This is a genomic window from Novosphingobium soli (assembly GCF_042432915.1).
GTDB lineage: Bacteria > Pseudomonadota > Alphaproteobacteria > Sphingomonadales > Sphingomonadaceae > Novosphingobium > Novosphingobium soli.
In genome coordinates this window covers 142,173-161,484 of sequence record NZ_JBHLWK010000001.1, presented here as the reverse complement: position 1 = coordinate 161,484, position 19,312 = coordinate 142,173, and the positions used below count along the sequence as shown (strand labels likewise).

Annotated in this window: 22 protein-coding genes; 13 read left to right on the top strand and 9 right to left on the bottom strand. The window is 69.5% G+C overall.

All coding sequences use genetic code 11. From position 1 onward, the window contains the following. Nucleotide 1 precedes the first annotated feature (1 nt). Nucleotides 2–991, bottom strand: coding sequence for a DNA topoisomerase IB (locus tag ACFFJC_RS00660; protein ID WP_379485645.1), 990 nt, complete (start codon nt 989–991; stop codon nt 2–4). 135 nt (nt 992–1,126) lie between these two features. On the opposite strand from ACFFJC_RS00660, the gene ACFFJC_RS00655 reads away from it, so the two are divergent. Together ACFFJC_RS00655 and ACFFJC_RS00650 are read left to right on the top strand one after the other, a co-directional pair. Then, nucleotides 1,127–1,609 (top strand): hemerythrin domain-containing protein, encoded by a 483-nt coding sequence (locus ACFFJC_RS00655; protein WP_379485644.1) that lies wholly within the window; start codon nt 1,127–1,129, stop codon nt 1,607–1,609. Between the two features lie 151 nt (nt 1,610–1,760). After that, complete coding sequence (locus ACFFJC_RS00650) at nt 1,761–2,225, top strand: pyridoxamine 5'-phosphate oxidase family protein (RefSeq protein ID WP_379485643.1); 465 nt, start codon at nt 1,761–1,763, stop codon at nt 2,223–2,225. A 245-nt stretch (nt 2,226–2,470) separates the two neighbouring features. Here ACFFJC_RS00650 and ACFFJC_RS00645 read toward each other — a convergent pair whose 3' ends face one another. Continuing rightward, complete coding sequence (locus ACFFJC_RS00645) at nt 2,471–2,944, bottom strand: response regulator (protein ID WP_379485642.1); 474 nt, start codon at nt 2,942–2,944, stop codon at nt 2,471–2,473. After that, nucleotides 2,913–3,575, bottom strand: a complete 663-nt coding sequence (locus ACFFJC_RS00640) for a sigma-70 family RNA polymerase sigma factor (RefSeq protein ID WP_379485641.1) — start codon at nt 3,573–3,575, stop codon at nt 2,913–2,915. The genes ACFFJC_RS00645 and ACFFJC_RS00640 overlap by 32 nt, the downstream gene beginning before the upstream one ends. Nucleotides 3,576–4,031: 456 nt before the next feature. On the opposite strand from ACFFJC_RS00640, the gene ACFFJC_RS00635 reads away from it, so the two are divergent. Beyond that, complete coding sequence (locus ACFFJC_RS00635; protein WP_379485640.1) at nt 4,032–4,829, top strand: response regulator; 798 nt, start codon at nt 4,032–4,034, stop codon at nt 4,827–4,829. A 246-nt stretch (nt 4,830–5,075) separates the two neighbouring features. On the opposite strand, the gene ACFFJC_RS00630 is transcribed toward ACFFJC_RS00635, so the two are convergent. Further along, entirely contained in the window at nt 5,076–6,737 is a 1,662-nt protein-coding gene (locus tag ACFFJC_RS00630; protein WP_379485639.1) for a CHASE domain-containing protein, read from the bottom strand. 295 nt (nt 6,738–7,032) lie between these two features. Between ACFFJC_RS00630 and ACFFJC_RS00625 the strand changes: the two genes are divergently transcribed. Next, nucleotides 7,033–7,182, top strand: coding sequence for a NepR family anti-sigma factor (locus ACFFJC_RS00625; RefSeq protein WP_379485638.1), 150 nt, complete (start codon nt 7,033–7,035; stop codon nt 7,180–7,182). Beyond that, on the top strand, nt 7,175–7,723 hold the full coding sequence (locus tag ACFFJC_RS00620) for a sigma-70 family RNA polymerase sigma factor (protein WP_379485637.1): 549 nt from the start codon (nt 7,175–7,177) through the stop codon (nt 7,721–7,723). Before ACFFJC_RS00625 ends, ACFFJC_RS00620 begins: the two co-directional genes overlap by 8 nt. On the opposite strand, the gene ACFFJC_RS00615 is transcribed toward ACFFJC_RS00620, so the two are convergent. The 4 genes from ACFFJC_RS00615 to ACFFJC_RS00600 form a co-directional block, all read right to left on the bottom strand. Further along, nucleotides 7,701–8,903: an MFS transporter gene (locus ACFFJC_RS00615; RefSeq protein ID WP_379485636.1), complete on the bottom strand. Its 1,203-nt coding sequence runs from the start codon at nt 8,901–8,903 to the stop codon at nt 7,701–7,703. The two genes, ACFFJC_RS00620 and ACFFJC_RS00615, sit on opposite strands and share 23 nt — an antisense overlap. A gap of 166 nt (nt 8,904–9,069) precedes the next feature. Next, nucleotides 9,070–9,672 carry a superoxide dismutase gene (locus ACFFJC_RS00610; RefSeq protein WP_379485635.1) on the bottom strand — a complete coding sequence of 201 codons (603 nt, stop codon included), beginning with the start codon at nt 9,670–9,672 and terminating at the stop codon, nt 9,070–9,072. A 282-nt stretch (nt 9,673–9,954) separates the two neighbouring features. Continuing rightward, nucleotides 9,955–10,239: a hypothetical protein gene (locus ACFFJC_RS00605; RefSeq protein ID WP_379485634.1), complete on the bottom strand. Its 285-nt coding sequence runs from the start codon at nt 10,237–10,239 to the stop codon at nt 9,955–9,957. Between the two features lie 118 nt (nt 10,240–10,357). Further along, nucleotides 10,358–10,627 carry a GlsB/YeaQ/YmgE family stress response membrane protein gene (locus ACFFJC_RS00600; protein ID WP_379485633.1) on the bottom strand — a complete coding sequence of 90 codons (270 nt, stop codon included), beginning with the start codon at nt 10,625–10,627 and terminating at the stop codon, nt 10,358–10,360. Nucleotides 10,628–10,973: 346 nt separating this feature from the next. Here ACFFJC_RS00600 and ACFFJC_RS00595 point away from each other — a divergent pair, with 346 nt between their 5' ends. The 7 genes from ACFFJC_RS00595 to ACFFJC_RS00565 all read left to right on the top strand — a co-directional run bounded on the left by ACFFJC_RS00595 (nt 10,974) and on the right by ACFFJC_RS00565 (nt 16,915). Next, nucleotides 10,974–12,671, top strand: a complete 1,698-nt coding sequence (locus ACFFJC_RS00595) for an FAD-dependent oxidoreductase (protein WP_379485632.1) — start codon at nt 10,974–10,976, stop codon at nt 12,669–12,671. Continuing rightward, a complete protein-coding gene (locus ACFFJC_RS00590) occupies nt 12,668–13,219 on the top strand; it encodes an SRPBCC family protein (RefSeq protein WP_379485631.1) in 552 nt (183 codons plus the stop codon). The genes ACFFJC_RS00595 and ACFFJC_RS00590 overlap by 4 nt, the downstream gene beginning before the upstream one ends. A 47-nt stretch (nt 13,220–13,266) precedes the next feature. Continuing rightward, nucleotides 13,267–14,013: an energy transducer TonB gene (locus tag ACFFJC_RS00585; protein WP_379485630.1), complete on the top strand. Its 747-nt coding sequence runs from the start codon at nt 13,267–13,269 to the stop codon at nt 14,011–14,013. A gap of 109 nt (nt 14,014–14,122) precedes the next feature. Further along, nucleotides 14,123–15,010 (top strand): TauD/TfdA dioxygenase family protein, encoded by an 888-nt coding sequence (locus tag ACFFJC_RS00580; RefSeq protein ID WP_379485629.1) that lies wholly within the window; start codon nt 14,123–14,125, stop codon nt 15,008–15,010. Between the two features lie 139 nt (nt 15,011–15,149). Beyond that, nucleotides 15,150–15,623 (top strand): RrF2 family transcriptional regulator, encoded by a 474-nt coding sequence (locus tag ACFFJC_RS00575; protein WP_379485628.1) that lies wholly within the window; start codon nt 15,150–15,152, stop codon nt 15,621–15,623. A 15-nt stretch (nt 15,624–15,638) separates the two neighbouring features. Then, nucleotides 15,639–15,926: a YezD family protein gene (locus ACFFJC_RS00570; protein ID WP_379485627.1), complete on the top strand. Its 288-nt coding sequence runs from the start codon at nt 15,639–15,641 to the stop codon at nt 15,924–15,926. Nucleotides 15,927–16,138: 212 nt separating this feature from the next. Next, nucleotides 16,139–16,915: a sulfite exporter TauE/SafE family protein gene (locus ACFFJC_RS00565; protein ID WP_379485626.1), complete on the top strand. Its 777-nt coding sequence runs from the start codon at nt 16,139–16,141 to the stop codon at nt 16,913–16,915. A gap of 4 nt (nt 16,916–16,919) precedes the next feature. Here the strand turns inward: ACFFJC_RS00565 and ACFFJC_RS00560 are convergent, their stop codons facing one another. Continuing rightward, a complete protein-coding gene (locus tag ACFFJC_RS00560; RefSeq protein ID WP_379485625.1) occupies nt 16,920–17,588 on the bottom strand; it encodes a TetR/AcrR family transcriptional regulator in 669 nt (222 codons plus the stop codon). Between the two features lie 126 nt (nt 17,589–17,714). On the opposite strand from ACFFJC_RS00560, the gene fahA reads away from it, so the two are divergent. Continuing rightward, complete coding sequence (fahA, locus tag ACFFJC_RS00555; RefSeq protein ID WP_379485624.1) at nt 17,715–19,064, top strand: fumarylacetoacetase; 1,350 nt, start codon at nt 17,715–17,717, stop codon at nt 19,062–19,064. The last annotated feature ends 248 nt before the right edge of the window (nt 19,065–19,312 follow it).

The window sequence follows — 19,312 nt, the reverse complement described above, 5'->3', positions numbered from 1 at the left end:
CTCAGCCCAGATACTCCAGCAGCCCGCGCTCCTCGCGAGAGAGCCAGCGGGTGCGGCGCGGCAGGCTGGGGGGCATCGGCCGCGCGTCCGCCTCACCCTTGGCGGCGGCGATCACCGCCGGGTGGACGTAGGACTTGCGCGCGATCGCGGGCGAATTGCCCAGCCGGCCCGAGACCTCGTCCAGCAGCGCCCGCAGCGAGATCCCGGTCTGCTCGAACAGCAGCGAGAAGGCCAGCGTGCTCGCGTGCCAGGTGCGGAAGTTCTTGGCGGTGAACCCCTCGCCCATGGTCTCCGCGAGGTAGGCGTTGACGTCGTGGCTATGCACCGGCACCGGATCCCCCTCCTCGTCGAGGTACTGGAACAGGTGCTGGCCGGGCAGGTCCTGCATCTTGCGCACGCAGCGCACCAGCAGCGGATCGTCGCAGGCGATCTCCTGCAGCTTGCCCGACTTGCCCTTGAAGCGCAGGCGCAGCGTGCCGCGCTCGATCTTGGCGTGGCGGCCGCGCAGGGTGGTGGCGCCGAAGCTCTTGTTCTCCTTGGCGTAGCACTCGTTGCCCACGCGGATGGCTCCGGTGTCGAGCAGCGCCACCACCGAGGCGATCGCCCGCTCCCGCCCCAGCTTGCGGCCGGCCAGGTCGGAGGCGACCCGCTCGCGCAGGGCGGGCAGCGCCTCGCCGAACCGCGGGCACTGCTCGAACTTCATCTCCTCGCGCGATTGCCGCCAGTCGGGGTGGTAGCGGTACTGCTTGCGCCCGCGCGCGTCGTAGCCCGTCGCCAGCAGGTGGACGCTCGGGTCGGGCGAGAACCAGCAGTCGCGATAGGCCGGCGGCATGGCGATGCGGTTGAGCCGGTCGATCTCGTCCCGGTCGGTGATGCGTTCGCCGGAGGGCGCGAAATAGGCCCACTTGCCGCGCACCTGCCTGCGGGTGATCCCGGGCACCGTTTCGTCGGCAAACTGCAGGATGGGCGAGTTCGAGCTCTTCATCAGCATCGGGCGCGGTTTCCAATCGGTCCTTGTCGCGGTCAACGCGCCACCGCCGGTGCAGTTGTCGCGCACCTTCGGAAACCCTGAGGGGTGGCGGACCGTTCCTGGGATCAAAGCGAAATCAGATCACAGGAGTTCACCATGGCAGACGCACGGATATTCGAGGACCTCAAGGCCGATCACAACCGCCATCGCGACATGCTGAAGGCGCTGGGCGAGACCCAGGCCGGCGACGGGGACCGCGCGACCCTCTTCGAGGAACTGCGCAAGGAACTGCAGGCGCACGCCGCCGCCGAGGAGGAATCGCTCTACGCCACCATGCTCGCCTGCCCCGAGCTGCGCGACGAGGCGCGGCACTCGGTGTCCGAGCACAAGGAGATCGACGACTTCCTCGGCGAGCTGATCGAGATCGACATGGCCTCGTCCGACTGGATCGAGAAGTTCAAGGAGATGCGCCATCGCTATCTCCACCATATCGACGAGGAAGAGGAGGAGATGTTCCCCGAGGCCGCGGAGACTCTCTCCGACGAGGCCGAGGAGCGGCTCGCCGACATCTTCGAGAAGCGCAAGCCCAAGGAACTCGCCAACGCGGAGAAGGAGCTCCCGGGCGACGCGCGCGAATAGCGGCGCCGCTGGGGCATCCTCCCGCGCATGACGGGAGGATGCCCGAGGGCCGCCCAGGGGGATGCAACGAGAACCCAGGGGGGCAGCAAGGGGGAACGCCCTCCGCCTCCGAGGCGTTGGAAGCGAGACACGAAAGCGAGGAGAGATCACCTTGGACAAGGATATTCGCGAAACGTTCTGGAAGGCGTTCCAGGCCAGCCCGTTCATCATGATGCGGCTGGAGGGCGCCTCCGGCCACGCGGAGCCGATGACCGCGCAGCTCGACAAGAGCGCCACCCACGCCATCTGGTTCTTCTGCAGGCGCGACAACCGCATCGGCTCGGGTGGCCGGGCGATGGGCCAGGTCATGACCAAGGGCCACGACGTCTTCGCCTGCATCTCCGGCAACCTCGTGGAGGAAACCGACCGCAGCGTCCGCGAGGAGCACTGGAACAACGCCGTGGAGGCCTGGTTCCCGGGCGGCAAGGACGACCCCTCGGTCGTGATGCTGCGCTTCGACATCGACGACGGCGAGGTCTGGACCTCGGAGCTGGGCCTGAAGGGCGCCTTCAAGCTGGTCACGGGCCAGCCGATCGATTCCCACGAAGCCGGAGAACACGCGACCGGCGCCGTCTGACGGCGCTGCGACTCAACCGATCGGGGCGTGGGAGCCGGGTGCTCCCGCGCCCTTCTCGTGTCCGCGACGCGCATTCGCAGGAGGGCCGACAGCCCGCAAAAGGGTAAGGCGCCGCCCGCGGGTTCCGCGGGCGGCGCCTCAGTGTTCGCAGGTCTCGCAAGGTGGTTCGATCCGCCCGGCGCTGCTGTTCGGGTCCGCTGTTATGGTGTTGCGGGCCCGGGCTCTTGCGGCCCCTCTCCTAATCGTTATCCGGACTGCGCCTGCCGCAGCGGCTCCAGCTCCGCCGGCCGGCCGCTGTCGGGACAGCCGGAGAGAGCGTAGGAGATGGCGGACAGGATGGCCTGGCGCGTAAAGGGCTTCTGGACCACGCCCACCGCGGTGGGCGCGGGCTTGTCGATCTGGCCCGGGTTGGCGGTGACGTAGATCACCCGCGACCCGTAGCGCCCGGCGATGTCGCGGGCGATGGCGGGGCCGGTCAGGCCGTCGCGCAAGTTGAGGTCGACCAGCGCCACGTCGGGGACTTCGCCCAGCCGTTCGAGCGAGGCGAGGTCCGGGACGGTACCGATGACGGCGTGCCCGCCATCGGCCAGGATGTCTTCCAGCTGCAGGGCCACCAGGAACTCATCCTCGACGATGAGTATCTTGCCCGCGCTCGTGAGGCTCACGCCCAAGACACGCCCGCTCGTTTCAGGCGGCGATGCTCTGGTCGTCGTCCACATTGGCGATCTTGACCAGCTCGGCGAAGAACGCGTCGATCGCTTCTCCACCCAGGACGAAGTTGTGGCGGAAGTCGGGCAGCTGGCCGGACTCGATGATCTTGGAGAGCATCGCGCGGGCGCGGCAGATGCGGCTCTTCACGGTGCCCAGGGCGATCCCGCAGATGTCGGCGATCTCTTCGTAGGAGAGGTTGCCGGCCGCGACGAGCACGAGCGCCTCGCGGTAGGTCTCGGGAATGGCGGTCAGCGCGCGCAGCACGTCGGCCAGCTCGATGGCGCTTTCCTGGCTGGCTTCGGCGCGCAGGATGCGCTCGGCCGCGATCTCGTCGTACTCGCCATGGAAGCGGGCGCGGCGCGCCTCGGAATAGAAGTGGTTGCGCAGGATCGTGAAGGTCCAGGCCTTGAAGTTGGTGCCGGCGGCGTAGCGCTCACGCGCCGCCCAGGCGCGCAGCATGGCCTCCTGAGCCAGGTCGTCCGCGCGGTCGCGGCAGCCCGACAGGCCGCGGGCGAAGGCGCGCAGATGGGGAGCGACTTCGGAAAGCGCCCTCCGGAAATCGCGGTCGCTGAGCGCCGTGGCAGTCTTGGTTTCGGGCTGTTCCCCAGCTTCGGCGCGTTCCGCGACCATGGCCGACATTGCTTACCCTCCATATAGAACCAGTCGGGTTGCAAACGGCGACCGCCGGCAATTGGTTCCCGGCCAGCCACTTTTGTCTGTGGAGATCCCCTGAAGCGGCGGTTGAGGCGGCAGCGCGCCACACCTCTGCCCACACTGCTTCGACGCTTCGGAACCGCGATGCGCTCCGAACATTCAGCCCCGATCCATTGAGGCCCCCGCCTACCTTTCGGTCGACGGGGGCCTCCGGGATCGGATCACCACTGGTTTGCGGGGGGGGTGGGGGAGCCAGTGGTGATACTGTGGGAACGTAGCGCCCCTCCGTTGGTTCCCCGCAAGGCGTTTCGCCGCAAAAAATTTTCGGGTTGCCCTGGGCGCTGCATGGAGTCAGACAATTGTCACTGGCCTGCAGGCGCAACGGCGCCCATTCGACGTGCAATCGGGAATGTACTTCCCCAATAGGCCTGAGGAACTTGAATGTCCGTCTCTGACCAGATCGCGATCCAGCTGCCCTACCTGCGCCGCTATGCGCGCGCCCTCACGGGTTCGCAGCATTCGGGAGACACTTATGTCCGCGCGACGCTCGAAGCGGCGCTGGCGGACCGCTCGCTGCGCGATGCCATCGCCCGCAGCCGCGCCGCGCTCTACGAGGCGTTCACCCGCATCTGGACGACCAGCCATGTCGAGGAGCCGGACCTGGGCGGCGCCGGCGGCGGCCTGCACGAGCAGGCGGCGCAGGAGCGCCTCGCCACCATCGCACCCACCCACCGCCAGGCGCTGCTGCTGACCACGGTCGAGGAATTCTCGCGCGAGGAGACCGCGCAGATCCTCGGCCTCAGCGTGGAGGAGGTGGACGGCCTCGTCGCGCAGGCGATCGCCGAGATCGAGGGCGAAAGCGCGACTCGCGTCCTCATCATCGAGGACGAGCCGCTGATCTCGATGCAGCTCGAAGGCCTGGTGACCGACCTTGGGCACACCGTGGTCGGCACCGCCGCCACCCACGCCCAGGCGCTCGAGATCTTCGAGAGCAACCCCGCGGGCCTGGTGCTGGCCGACATCCAGCTGGCCGACGGCAGCTCCGGCATCGATGCAGTGGAAGACCTGCTGAAGTTCGGCAACGTGCCGGTGATCTTCATCACCGCCTACCCCGAACGCCTCCTGACCGGCGAGCGACCCGAGCCGACCTACCTCGTGACCAAGCCCTTCCAGGAAGCCACGGTCCGCGCCGCGATCAGCCAGGCGCTGTTCTTCGGCTCGAGCCGCCCCCTGGGCTGACCCGCGGCGTTGCGGGCGTGCGGGCCGGCAGGTTCGCATGCCCCCTCCACCACCCGCTTCGCTAGCGGTCTCCCTCCCCATTCCTGCGGAACGGGGAGGATCGGCAGACGCCGCCCTCCGATCCTCCTGTCGCGAAGCGATGCGGAGGTGGCACCGACGCCGTCGGTGACGGAGGGGTCTGGATGATGCCGTGTGCCGCCGACCCCGCTCAGCCTGAGCCTGAGCCTGTCGAAGGCCCCTCCAGGCTCAGCGCTTCTCGGTCCGCAGCACGAATTCGCGCGAGGCGCGGACCGGGACCTTGAGGCGGCATTCGACGCCGCCCGGGTTGAACCTCAGGTCGACTTCCGACTTGAGCTCATGCGCGACGATCTTCTCGATGAGGTCGCGGCCGAAGCCACGCTTGTCGGGCTGGACGACCGGGGGGCCGCCCTCCTCCCGCCAGTGGATCTCCGCCAGCTCCGGGGACAGCAGCACCCAGTGGACGTGGATGCGTCCCTCGATGGTGCTGAGCGCGCCGTACTTGGCCGCGTTCGTCGCCAGCTCGTGGATCGCCAGGCCCAGCGACATGGCATCGTTGGGAGCCAGCTTGATCGTCGGCCCGGACATGGTGACGTGGCTTTCCTGCCCCTCCATGTAGGGCGCCAGCTCCGAGCGGACGATGTCGCCCAGCGCGGCATTGCCCCAGTCCGATTGCGAGAGCAGGTCGTGCGTGGCCGAGAGTGCGCGGATCCGGGCGGTGAGGCTCTCCGTGAAGTCGTCGATGCTGGTGGACCGACGCCGGGTCAGCGCCGCGATCGACAGCACGTTGGCGAGCGTGTTCTTGACGCGGTGGTTCAGCTCGCGCGTCAGCGAGTTGCGGATCGAGGCCTGGCTGGTGAACCATTCCAGCGCCCGCCGGTCCTCCGCCGCGCGCTTGGTGATGAGGCGGCCGATCGCCATCACCATCAGCGAGGCGAGCGCGCCGAAGAACAGCGTGATGCGCGAGAGCGTGGTGAGCACGCCGGCCTTGCGGTCGCTGACCTGGACCACCCAGACCTGCCCGCCCACGTCGATGCGACGCTCGAGCACCGGGCCCGACATGCCCTCCGCGCGCTGCTCCGCCAGCAGCATGTCGGGCGCGACATGGTTGTCGTAGATCGCCACGTCGATGCTGTCGTTGCGGTAGAGTTCGCTGGCCGAGGACAGGAAAGTCTGCGCGCGGAACGGGCTGAACACCAGGCCCTTGACCGAGCGCCGCCCCCCGGCCTCCACGAACACGGGCATGTAGATCAGGAAACCTACGGCGGCCGGGTTGTCGCGGTCCTGGACGAGGTGGACGAGCCCGGTCGCCGAAGGACCGCGCCGCGCGATCGCCCGGTCGATAGCCTGCCGGCGGGTCGGGTCCGAATACATGTCGTAGCCGATCGCCCGCTGGTTGGGCAGCGATAGCGGCTGGAGATAGACGATGGGGGCCGCGTATTCCTGCCAGAGCTCCGGCCGCGGCGTGACGCTGAAGTCGAGGCGCCCGGATTGCTGCACCGCCACTTCGAAGTCGGCCAGCCGGCTGACCGGCATGAGCGGCGCCCAGCCCATCCCCATCGAGCCGTAGAGCGTGCCGTCGCCCTGCAGGTCCTTGGCGAATTCGCCGAACTGCTCGGGCGTGACGTCCTGCTGCGTGGCGAACAGCGCGCTTCCCGCGCGCAGCAGGGCGATGTTCTCGGTCACGCGGCGCTGCAGGGCGGACGAGATCTCGGTGAGGTTGCGGTCCAGCTCGACCAGGCGCGTCTGCTGGTCGGCCCGCTCGATCGCCATGACCGAGACCGCGGTGGTGATGCTGGCGATGACGAACAGCAGGAAAGGCCAGCCCCGTGGGTACTTGTGGAACCACGCCTGCTTCTGCACCCTGTCGAGCAGAGCCTGGTCAATCACCCCGCAATGTCCTGTACTCCAGCCCGCTTGTGTGTGGTCAAAACTGACCACAAAGCGAGCTGCTATGGCAACACTTTCTGCTGAGGGAACCATGGACAAGATCATTTGTTCCATGAGCAAACGACGTCCGCTCGGCTTGCTGACAGGACGGAACCCGTGAAGCGCCCTTCCCCGCTCCAGCGCCGGAAGACGGCAGCGCGCCGGGGTTGACCGGCCTTCCGGTCTCGCAGCAAGCGTGCACGGTGAAAGGGAGTTCGTGTTGAGTCAGCCCAGTGGACGTGGTGAAACCGGTCGGATGCCCGGCCTGCCGCCGGAAGTCCGGAAGGACGGAGAACCCGGTTGGGCGGGGGGGTTGAGGAAGCTCTACAACTCCGTAGTGGAAGAACCCCTGCCGGACAGCTTCAAGGATCTCCTGAAGAAGCTGGACGACAACGACGATGCCTGAGCGGATCAAGCCGTCCGCCAGCGACGAGGGATTCCGTCAGGAACTGCTGGCCGTGCTGCCCCACCTGCGTGCCTTCGCGCGCGGCCTGTCCGGGCGCTCCGACTTCGCCGACGATCTCGTCCAGGAAGCCGCGATCAAGGCCTGGACCGCGCGCGAGCGATACCAGGCGGGCACCAACATGCGCGCCTGGACCTTCGCGATCCTGCGCAACCACTACCTCTCCGAGCTGCGCCGCTCCAAGCGCCAGACCGACCTCGACGAAGGCGCGGCCGAGCGCATGCTGGTGATGGAAGCGGACCAGGAGGGCCCGCTCCACCTCGACGACATGGAGGCGGCGCTGCAGAAGCTCGCGCCCGAGCGGCGCGAGGCCGTGCTGCTGGTGGGCGCCTCCGGCTTCAGCTACGAGGAGGCGGCCGAGATCGCCGGGTGCCCGATCGGGACGATGAAGAGCCGCGTGGCGCGCGCCCGCGCCGATCTCGCGCGGATGCTGGACGGCGACCAGGACATCCCGGTCCCGGTCAAGGCGCGGAAGGCCGGCTGACCGCGCGCCGGTCCTTCTCCTTCTTTTCCTCCTCCAGCCCCGGCAGCAGCAGGAGACACCCGAGCGCGACCAGGTGGAAGGCCAGCGCCATGGCCGCCACCGGCACCGTGCCCCGTTCGATCCAGGGCGCGACCGCGGTGGTGCCCAGCGCCGCGGCTGCGAGCACGAAGAGGATCACCAGGGCGCTGCCGCGCGCATCGTCCCCGCGGCTGGCGAGCACCGCCCGGAAGAACCCCGGCGGCCCCCGCAGGCCCAGGCCCGAGTTGACCGGCACGAACAGCGCCGTGATGACCACGGTCGCGGTTCCTCCGGCGAGCGCGTAGAGCAGCTGCGCCAGCGCGCCCGCCGCGGCCATCCAGGTCCCCGCCGCGATCACCCGCTCCGCCCCGAAGCGCGCCACGAGCGTCGAGGAGACATTCGCCGCGACGATGAAGGTGGCGATGCCGCACACCTGCATGACGACGAAGGCGGTCAGCCCGGCGCCGTGGACGCGCACGAAGACGGTCGGCATGCCGAACACGAAGACCAGCAATCCGGCCAGCACCAGCGCCTGGCTGATCGCGTAGCGCAGGAACACCGGATCGCGCAGCAGCGCGACGAAGCTGCCCCGGCCGCGGCGGCTGACCTGCGGCGGCCCGCCGGTCCAGCCCAGCAGCGCGGCGACGACCAGCGCCACCCCCGCCATGACCTCGAAGTTCAGCGTCCAGCCTCCGGCCGCCAGCAAGGCGGCGCCCGCGATCGGGGCCAGCGCGGGGGCGAGCGATTCGATGCTGGCGAGGACGCCGATCGCCCGCACCGCCTGCGCATCGTCGAACATCGCCTTGATGATGCCGGGCGCGAACACGGCGGGCGCGGCCGCCGCCAAGCCCTGCACGGCGCGCAGCGCGATGAGCGCCTCGATGCTGGTCGCCAGCGCGCAGGCGAGCGAGGCGAGCGCCGCGGCGAGCAGGGAGCCGACGAACAGCCGCCGGGTCGCCACCCGGTCGCCCAGCGCGCCGAAGCCGAGCAGGCCCAGGCACGATCCGCCCACGTAGGCCGCCAGCACGAGCTGGGCGCGAGAGGGATCGCCGCCCAGCGCCTCCGGCAGGCCCGGCACGGCAGGCAGGACCAGGTCCGTGCCCATCAGCCCGACGATCGTTCCGCCGACCACCAACCCCAGCGTGAGCCACGCGCGATCCACGATATGTCCCCCTGCCGCCGGATATGGCGGAGCGCGCGGCTTGTCGCAGCGTCGCCGCGGCGCGGTCAAGCCGCTACGGGGCAGACGGCGTGCGTTCCCGGCAAAGAAAACCCCCGCCTTCCTTGCCGAAAGCGGGGGCTTTGTGATCCGTGTGGGCCGGAAAGGCTCAGCTCGGGTAGATCCAGGGAGTGCCGCGGTCGAAGTTGTCCGAGGCGAACTTCCAGTTGATGATGTTCTCCAGCACCGCCTTGACGTAGGCCGGGCGCTTGTTCTGCTGGTCGATGTAGTAGGCGTGCTCCCACACGTCGACGGTCAGCAGCGGGTTCACGCCCTTCACCAGCGCGCTGTCGGCGTCGTGGGTCGAGATGACCTTGAGCGTGCCGCCGTCGACGACGAGCCAGGCCCAGCCGTTGGAGAAGTGGTTGACGGCCTCGTTGCTCAGCGCTTCGAGCAGCGCATCCATCGAGCCGAAGTCGTTGGTGATCGCGGTCGCCAGGCTCTCGCTCGGCGCGGTCTTCTCGGGGCTCAGCGAGTGCCAGTAGAAACCGTGGTTCCAGGTCTGCGCCGAGTTGTTGAACAGCGGGCCCGAGGCGACCTTGATGATCTCCTCGACCGGCTTGCCCTCGTTCTCGGTGCCGGCGATCGCGGCGTTGAGCTTGTCGACATAGGTCTTGTGGTGAGCGCCGTGATGGACCTCAAGGGTCTTCTGCGAGATGTGCGGCTCGAGCGCGTCGTGGGCGTAGGGCAGCGGCATCAGGGCAATGGTCATGGCATGGTTCCTGTTTCAGTTATACGAAGGCTTGCTGCGCCCGCAGCGCCGACGCGCCGGGCTGGTAGACACGGCGGCCTATGTCTGTCGTACGCCGCGACAATTCAAGCATTCAATGACGGCAATGTGATTTCGCCGCGTGGACTGGCCGCAAAACGAAAAAGGATGGCGGACTGGCCGCCATCCTCTCCCGTGATCGCCGGTACCCTGCAAGGGGGAAACAGGCCCGGTCAACCAACCGTCATGGCGCCGCCGGTTCGCCCGGCGCGCGCGTCACGGCCTTCAGTTCTGGTCTTCTGCCTTGTCGGCCTGATCTTCCAGCGCGTCAGCCTTGGCCTCTCCGGCCTTCTCGACGGCATCCGCCTGGTTCTCGAGCGCTTCCGAAGCAACGCCGGTCGCTTCGTCGGCGCGATCCTCGAGCGCATCGGATGCGGCGTCGGAGCGCTGCTCGACAGCGTCGGCGGCCTGCTCGGTCGCATCGTCGGCGGGGTCGTTGCAGGCGGCCAGGCCGAGCGATGCGGAGGCGACCGCAAGCATGGCGAGACGCGGCATGGTGATGGCTTTCATGGCGAGAAATCCTTTTCCCTGTTTGTGGAACTGGCGTGTTTTCGAAATGGGAGGACGCGCCCGCCTCCCCGCGGGGCCCCTGGAGGACAAGCCTCCCCGGGCCCCGGCCGCGCGGCTCTTAGCGAACCGAACCGCGACGGAAGAGGTTGACGATCGCCAGCAGCACCACGGCGCCCAGGAACGAGGCGAAGAGCGACAGGATGTCGAACGAACCGCTGGTGATCGGCGCACCGCCGATGAGCGGCGTCACGATGAAGCCGGCGATCACCGCGCCGACGATGCCGACGACGATGTTGAGGAAGATGCCCTGCTGCGCGTCGGTGCGCATCAGGATGGAAGCGAGCCAGCCGATGATGCCACCGACAAGCAGGATAAGAAGAAGGGTCATGCTACCGTCTCCGATATTGGCTGTTGACACCCATAACGGCCTGCCCCCGCCAAGGTTCCGTAGGTGCTCACTCACCTCGCCGCATCCGTTTCCAAGCGATTTCGCCGGATGGAGATGCGCGGCTGCCGATACGGTCGACCGAGTTTTGAAACATCGAAGGTGCTTAAAAGTCGTGCAGACGGTGCCGGTGCGATGCCATGCCGCCCGCGGCGCCTTCTCACTTGAAACGCATGAGGTGCCTAATTACAGCGATGAGTGCAGCGCGACTCCGCGAAAGACCGGTGCCGCTGCCCGGCTGCGGGCCCGGCCCGCGGACGGAGCGTCTGTGCGGGAAGAGGATCGTCATATGCTCGTGAACGTGCCCGAAAGCTGGGACATCGAGACCGATTTCGTCGCCGTGGGCTCGGGCATCGCCGGGCTCTCCGCCGCCATCACCGCGCGCGAGGAGGGGCTGGATGCGGTGGTCCTGGAGAAGGCCCCGCAGGTCGGCGGTGTCACCGCGCTGTCGATGGGCGAGGTGTGGGTGGCGGGCAACCATCACGCCGCCGACCTCGGCATCGAGGACAGCGCCGAGAGCGGGTTCCGCTACCTGCAGCGGCTCTCGATGGGCTACGGGTCCGACCTGGCGATCCTCAACAAGGTGGTCCACGCGCGCGAGGCGCTGCGCTACTTCGAGGACCGCATCGGCCTGCGCACCGAAGTGATCCGCGACTGCCCGGACTACTACTACGGCCACAGCAACGATTCGGTGGCCGAGGGACGGATGCTGGAAGTGGTGCCCTTCGCCGCCGCCAGCCTGGGCGCATGGCAGGAGAAGACGCGGGTCTCGCCGCAGATGCCCTATGGCCTGACGCATCACGACATGTTTGCGGCCGGGGGCACCGCCAATATTGCGCGCTGGGACTTCGGCCGCATGGCGGAGCGGCTGACCCGCGACGAGCGCTGCCTGGGCCCGGGCCTGGCCGCCTACTTCGTCAAGGGTGCGCTGGACCGCGGGGTCACGCTGATGACCGACACCGGCGTCGAGGAACTCATTGCCGATGGCGAGCGCGTCGTCGGGGTGCGCGCGGTGCACGAGGGGCGCGACATCTTCGTGAAGGCGCGCCGCGGCGTGCTGGTCGCCGTCTCCAGCTACGAGCGCAACCCCGACCTCAACCGCACGCTCAGCCAGCAGCTGGACCTGGGCTCGATGGTGTTCGCCACCGTAGACGGCGCCAACTTCCGCCTCACCGGCCCGCTCGGCGCCCGCATCGCGCGCGTGCCCGACATCACCTCGCTCGGCTTCACTATACCGGGCATGGAGGGGGAGGACGGCCGCCCCTTGTGGAACAGCGCGCTTCCCGTGATCGGCCAGCCGCACACCATCGTGGTCAACCGCGCCGGCCGCCGCTTCGGCAACGAAGCGTTCTACCGCAGCTTCTACTATACCATCGACCACATCGACGGCGCCAACCAGACGCACCCGAACTTCCCCTGCTGGGCGGTGATCGACAGCCAGGCCCGCGCCAAGTACCCGTTCGGCTCGGTCATGCCCGGTTCCGACTGGCCCGAGGGACTGGGCGAGCAGGCGGACACCCTGCCCGAGCTGGCGCGCAAGATCGGCGTCGATCCGGCCGGGCTGGAGGAGACGGTGGAGCGCTTCAACGCAAACGCGCGCGCCGGCCACGATCCCGACTTCGGACGCGGCAGCCATCCCTGGAGCACGTGGATGTGCGGCGATCCCTTCCACCAGCCCTCGCCCGTGCTCGGCCCGCTGGAGCAGGCGCCGTTCCATGCGGTGCGGCTCGACCGCATGGGCGGGACCGCGATCACCTCCTCGGGCATCCTCACCGACATGGACGGGCAGGCGCTCGACTGGAACGACCGGCCGATCCCCGGCCTCTACGTCGCCGGGAACTCGCAGGCGCGGATGGAGACCGGCGCGGTCATGCAGTCGGGCATCTCCAACGCGCGCGGGATGACCTACGGCTGGCTGGCCGCCCGGCACGCGGCGGGCCGCCCGAGCGACCTCCTTGCGCGAGAGGCGGAGCGCATGGGCCTGTGATCGAGACGTCTCAGAGCGTCACCGTCGCCGCGCCGCTCGCGGCCACCTGGGACTATGCCCGCGACGTGGAGCGCTGGGCCGAGATCATGCCCGGCTACCAGTCCTGCGCCATCGCCGACGCGGACAACTCGCTCTGGACGCTGAAGGTCGGCGTCGGCGGGCTGGTGCGCACGGTGCGCGTCGCCGTGCGGGTGGAGCGCTGGGCGGGACCGGCGGAGGTCGATTTCACCTTCCGGCTCCAGGGCGACCCGGTCGAAGGCGGGGGCTCCTACCGCGCGGTGCCGCTCGACGACGCGCGGACCGCGCTGACGCTCGCCGTCCAGGTCCGCGGCTCCGGGCCGATGGCGCCGATGTGGGAGGCCATGGGCGGACCGGTGCTGCCGCGCTTCGCACGCGCCTTCGCCGAGGACCTGCGGGACCGCATCGAGGCCCAGGGACAGGCGGAGGGACAGGCGGAGGGACAGGTGGAGGGACAGGCGCCGGCCGCCTCGGTGAGACCCTCGTTCCTCGCGCGCTGCCGGGCCTGGCTCAGGCGGCTGTTCGGCTGAAACCAAGCGCGCGCCTTCCGGGTTGACCCGGCAAGGAGACGCGAACGATGTACACCTCCCCCCGCCAGCGCGCGCTTTCGGCGCTCGCCTCGCTGCTGATCGTCGGCGGCGGGATGGCGGCGCTGGTGGCGGGCCTTGCCGCGCGGATGACGCCGCAGGCGCGCCGGGAGGCGCTGACCGCGGTGCTGCCGCTGCCCCAGCCGGCGGCGCCGCGCCCGCGCGAGACCCCGGCCAAGGCCGATTCCACCGCCGCCAAGGGCCGCCCCTCGCCGCCCAACTTGCGCAACAAGGCGACGCAGGTCGTCGCACCGCCGCCCCGCCTGCCGCCGCTGATCGTGCCGCCGCCGGTCATCACCGCCCCCTACGCCGGCACCGGCTCGGCCACGCAGAGCGGCGCCTCGGATCGCGCCGGCCCCGGGCGGGGAGCGGGCGGGGTCGGCGACGGCGACGGGGGCGGCGGCAACGGCGATGGCGATGGCGAGGGTTACGACGACGCCGTCACCCGCCCCCGGCAGATCCGCGGGCGCCTGCGCTTCTCGGACCTCCCGCCCGACTTGCGCGAGGCCAAGGCGGGCGGCGAGCTGAAGCTGCGCTATCGCATCGGCGTGGATGGGCGGGTGAGCGACTGCCGCATCCTCGTCTCCAGCGGGCGCCCGGCGCTGGACGCCACCACCTGCCGGCTCATCACCGAGCGCTTCCGCTTCCGCCCTTCGCGCAACGCCCGCGGCGAGCCGGTGGCGGCGCTGATGGTGGAGACGCACGGCTGGTACTTCGAGCCGGAGGACGGCGGCTGAGCGGACCGAACCCGTGCGGCGCAGTTCACGGTGGACAACGGCCCTGCCCCGGCGCACATTGTACACCTGTACAGCACCCCGAAAACGGGGACCTGGAGAGGAGAAGCCCGTGTCCATCACCGTCGAACCCGTCAAGCCGCACATCGGCGGCATCGTCCGCGTCTCGCCCGACCACCTGCTGGACGACGAGACGATCGAGACCGTGCAGCGGGAACTGGAGACCCGCGGCGTGCTGGTGTTCCCGCAGATCGACGTGTCGGACCAGCTCCAGCTCGCCTTCACCGACCGGCTCGGGGACCGCGTCAACTTCACCCGCCAGGTCCCGGGCTCCGACGCCGAGACGCCCGACGTCTACAAGATCACGCTCGACCGCAAGCTCAACGCCGAGCCGGACTACGTGCTGGGCACGTTCTTCTGGCACATCGACGGGATCACCATCGACCAGCCGCTGCCCAAGGCGACGGTGCTCTCCGCGCGCACGCTTTCGGCGAGTGGCGGCGCCACCGAGTTCGCCAACCTCTATGCCGCCTGGGACCTGCTGCCCGAGGACGAGAAGCGCGAATACGAAGGGCTGACCGTGATCCACTGCGTGGAAGCCGCCGTCCGCCCGGTCCACGGCCACCCGAGCGAGGAGCGCCGCGCGCGCTACAAGGCGATGGCCGCGGTGATGGAGCAGCCGCTCGTGTGGACGCACGAGGACGGCCGCAAGTCGCTCCTGCTCGGCACCCACGCGGACGGCATCGTCGGCATGCCCGGGCCGCACGGGCGCGCGCTGCTGGCGCGGCTGCAGCAGTGGGCGGCGCAGCCCGACCTGGTCTATACCCACAAGTGGCAGCCGGGCGACCTGGTGATCTGGAACAACCAGGGGCTGATGCACAGGGTCGTGCCCTATACCGACGAGGGCCGGGTCATGCACCGCACCACGATCGCCGGCAAGGAGCGCCCCGGCCGGCCGGCGCGGGACGCCAACGTCGAACGCATCTACCAGGTCGCCTGAAACCGGCGCGCGTGCGGCGGCTTGGGTGGATAATCCACCGTTGTCGCACGCGACGGGTAAACGCACGGGAGCAACGGGTTGACGCACGGGCGTCAAGAAGCGCAACTGGGCTTTGACCAGCCTTGCGGGACCGGCACTCATGCTTTCGCAGAAGACACGTTATGCGATCCGCGCGATGCAGCATCTGGCCGACAAGTACGGTCAGGGACCAATCCCGCTCACCGATATCGCCGAGACGCAGAATATCCCGGCGAAGTTCCTCACCGTGATCCTCTCCGAGCTTTCGCGGCTGGGGATCGTCGATTCGCAGCGGGGGAAGGACGGGGGCTACTGGCTGGCGATCTCGCCGATCGACATCACCTACGGCGACCTCATCCGGGTGATGCGCGGATCGCTGGCGCTGGTCCCCTGCGCCAGCCGCTTCGCGCACGAGACCTGCAAGAACTGCCTGGAGGAGAAGGACTGCCGCATGCGCGCGCTGATGCTCCAGGTCCGCGATGCCACCGCCAGCCTTCTTGACGGCATCCGCCTGTCCGACAAGATCGACCCGGTGCCCGCCGCCGTGGGGCTGGAGCCGGTCGACGAGCTGGAGCCGCTGGCGCCGGACACCTGATGCTGCGCTTGGGCGATGGAAAGCGATCCTATCAGCGCAAGCCTATTGTCAACTTACCAGATTGAGAATACCAACCTCGAAGACCGCGCGGCACGATGCGCCGCCGCGCTGCGAGAGGAGACGCGCATGCGAACTGTCAAGCCTTCGGATGTGACTGCCGCCGAACACCCCCTCCTCAACGAGGGTGTGCAACACGTTCTGGAAGCGCTGCAGCGGCTGCGCTTCGGTGTCATCCAGCTGACGATCCACGATGGCAAGCTGATGCAGGTCGACGTCAACGAACGCCGCCGCTTCAACCACTGATTCTGGCGGGCACTGATCCTGGCGGGACGGCGGTCTTTCCCTTCCGCTTCCAGGCGACGACGGCCCGTACCGGACCACCGGATTTCGCCCGCTCCCGCGGGTGAAGGCCTCCTCGACCGAGCCTCCACGCCCATCCGCGGCGTGGCGGGCCAGGGGATCCTGGTACCCAGGCGCCCCGAGACATGCTCCAACCCTGCCCCGGGAGGACCCCTATGCTTGATTCGCTGCCGTCCATGCTGGTCGACATCGCGCCCTTCATGGCCATCGGCTTCGCCGCGCAGATGGTGGACGGAGCGCTCGGCATGGCCTTCGGGGTCATTACCCAGACCCTGCTCGTCAGCGTCGTCGGCGTCGCCCCGGCGGCCGCCTCGGCCAGCGTCCACCTGGTCGAGCTGTTCACCACCGGGACCTCGGGGCTCAGCCATATCTTCCACCGCAACGTCGACTGGGGGCTGTTCCTGCGGCTTGTCCCCGCCGGCGTGGCGGGTGGGGTGAGCGGGGCCTACCTGCTGTCGAACATCGACGCGTCGGTCGCCCGGCCCTTCGTGATGCTCTATCTCACCGGCATCGGCGTCTACCTGCTGGTCAAGTCGATCCGGATGCGCAAGCCGCGCTTCGAGGACCCGCGCTACACCGCGCCGCTGGCGGTCGCCGGCGGGTTCCTCGATGCGGCGGGCGGCGGCGGCTGGGGCCCGGTGGTCACCTCCAACCTGCTCGTCCAGGGCGGCGAGCCGGCGAAGACGATCGGCACCGTGAACACCGCGGAGTTCCTGCTGACGACGTCGATCTCGATCGCCTTCATCGCCACGCTGGGCCTCGCCGCCTTCACCACCGCCACCGTCGGGCTGATCCTGGGCGGCGTCGTCGCCGCGCCCTTCGGCGCCTACTTCGCCAAGCGCATGAAGCCGCGCGTCCTGCTCGTCGCCGTCGCGATCGTGCTGATCTCCACCAGCGTGTTCAGTATCTACAAGGCCTGGCCGATCTTCTGATCGCTCAGGAGGGCGGCGGGGTCGCGATCTCGCCGCGGTCCATGAAGTGGAGCAGCGAGCGCGCGAGCTGGTCGAGCGCCGCCTTGACGCTCGGGCCCGGCCCGCTCTCGACGATCTGCACCGTCGCCCCCTCCACCATGAACAGCATCATGTAGCAGCGGATGCGCTGCGCCTCGCGCAGCGCGCGCGGGAGGGCGTCGAGATCGAACCCGGCGAACCGCCGGCCGAGCGTGGCGATGATGGCGTCGCGGTGGCGATAGACCGGGTCCATGCTGTCGGTCACGAGCGTCGCCCCGGCCCAGAACAGGTTGAGCGAGCTGCGGCGCACCTCCTGCTCGCCGCGCAGGCGCACCAGCCACTTGCGCACCTGCGCGAGGGTGACGCGCCGGAGCCCGGCCAGCTCGGCGTAGATCTCCAGCTGGTACTCCAGATCCTGGCGCATGAGGTCGAGCAGCATCTCGTCCTTGCTGCGGTAGTAGAGATAGACCGTGGCGCGGCTGACGCCCGCATCCTCGGCGATCTCCTCGACCGAGGCGGGGAAGAAGCCCTTGGCGTAGAACGCCTTGCGCGCCGCGGCGAGGATCCGCGCGATGGTGGGCTTGCCCACGGGCTTGAGAGGGCTCTCCGCCGGGGCTTTCGCGGCCGCGCGCCGCCGGGTTTTGCTGTCCTCCATACCCCGATGGTGTGACCCAAGGCGCTGCGGCGGGCAAGCGGGCTGAAGCGGGGTGGTGACCGCTCCTGCGGATCGTTGTAGGGCACCCCCGTCCCGCCGGCAGCGGCTTGAAGAGGAAGACAGACGATGGCGATGGCACCGACCCCCGGCAGCGAGACCACGAAGGCGGGCGAGATCGACGAGACCCATGATCCCGCGCTCCGGTCCTGGGTCGAAAGCGCGAACGGACATGCCGCGTTCCCGATCCAGAACCTGCCGCTGGGTGTGTTCTCGGTAGGCGGCGGCGCCCCGCGCGGCGGGATCGCCATCGGCGACGCGATCCTCGACCTGGCCGCCCTGCCCGCGCTCGGGCTGCTGGAGGGTGAGGCTCTGGCCGCGGCGCAGGCGGCGGACGCGCCCGCGCTCAACGCCATGCTGGCGCTCGGCGCCGGGCCGCGGCGGGCGCTGCGCCGCGCCGTCTCGCGCCTGCTCGCCAGCGATTCGCCCGCGCGCGCGGCGCTGGAGCCGCTGCTGGTGCAGATGGCCGAGGCGCGCCTGCACCTGCCCGCGCACCCGGGGGACTACACCGACTTCTACGTCGGCATCCATCACGCGACCACGGTGGGCAGCCTGTTCCGCCCCGACAATCCGCTGCTGCCCAACTACAAGCACGTGCCCATCGGCTATCACGGGCGCGCCTCCACCGTCCGGCCGAGCGGGACCGAGGTGGTGCGCCCGGTGGGGCAGACCAAGGCGCCCGACGCGGCGAGCCCCAGCTTCGGCCCGGTCGGGCGGCTCGACTACGAGCTCGAGCTCGGCGTGTGGATCGGCACCGGCAACGCGCTCGGCAGTCCCATCCCGATCCGCGAGGCGCTGGACCACGTCGCCGGGCTGACCTTGCTCAACGACTGGTCCGCGCGCGACGTCCAGGCCTGGGAATACCAGCCACTCGGGCCGTTCCTCGCCAAGAACTTCCTGACCACGGTCTCGCCCTGGCTGGTGACGATGGAGGCGCTGGCGCCGTTCCGCCGCGCCCAGCCGCCGCGCCCCGAGGGCGATCCCCGGCCGCTGCCCTACTTGTGGGACGAGGCCGACCAGGCCGGCGGGTCCTTCGCGCTGACGCTGGAGGTGCATCTCGCCAGTGCCGCGATGCGCGCGCAAGGCACGGCGCCGCTGCGGCTCAGCCAGGGCGACGCCCAGGCGATGTACTGGACCGTGGCGCAGATGGTCACGCACCATGCCTCGAACGGCTGCGCCATGCTGACCGGCGACCTGCTGGGCACCGGCACGCTCTCCGGCCCGCGGCCCGGCACCGAGGGAAGCCTGATGGAGATCACCCGCAACGGCCGCCTGCCGCTCGACCTGCCCGGCGGCGAGACGCGCACGTTCCTGGAGGACGGCGACGAGCTGACGCTGTCGGGCCGGTTCGAGGCCGAGGGGTTCCAGCCGATCGGCTTCGGCCCCTGCAGCGGCATCGTCGCGCCCGCCCGCGCCTAGGGCGCTTGGACACATTCAGACCGTCCGGTCACGCCCCATCCTCCCCCTCGGGGGAGGGGAACCATGCGAAGCATGGTGGAGGGGCACGGGCGGTTTGCGTAGCCTCGTTCGGCAGGACGTTGTGCTGGGCCAACGCGATGGCACGCAAGCCGACGGCGCCCCTCCACCACCTGCGGGTGGTCCCCCTCCCCGTCCCGGGGAGGATGGCTACGACGGCTTCCGCCCCATCATCGCCAGTCATCGTGCCG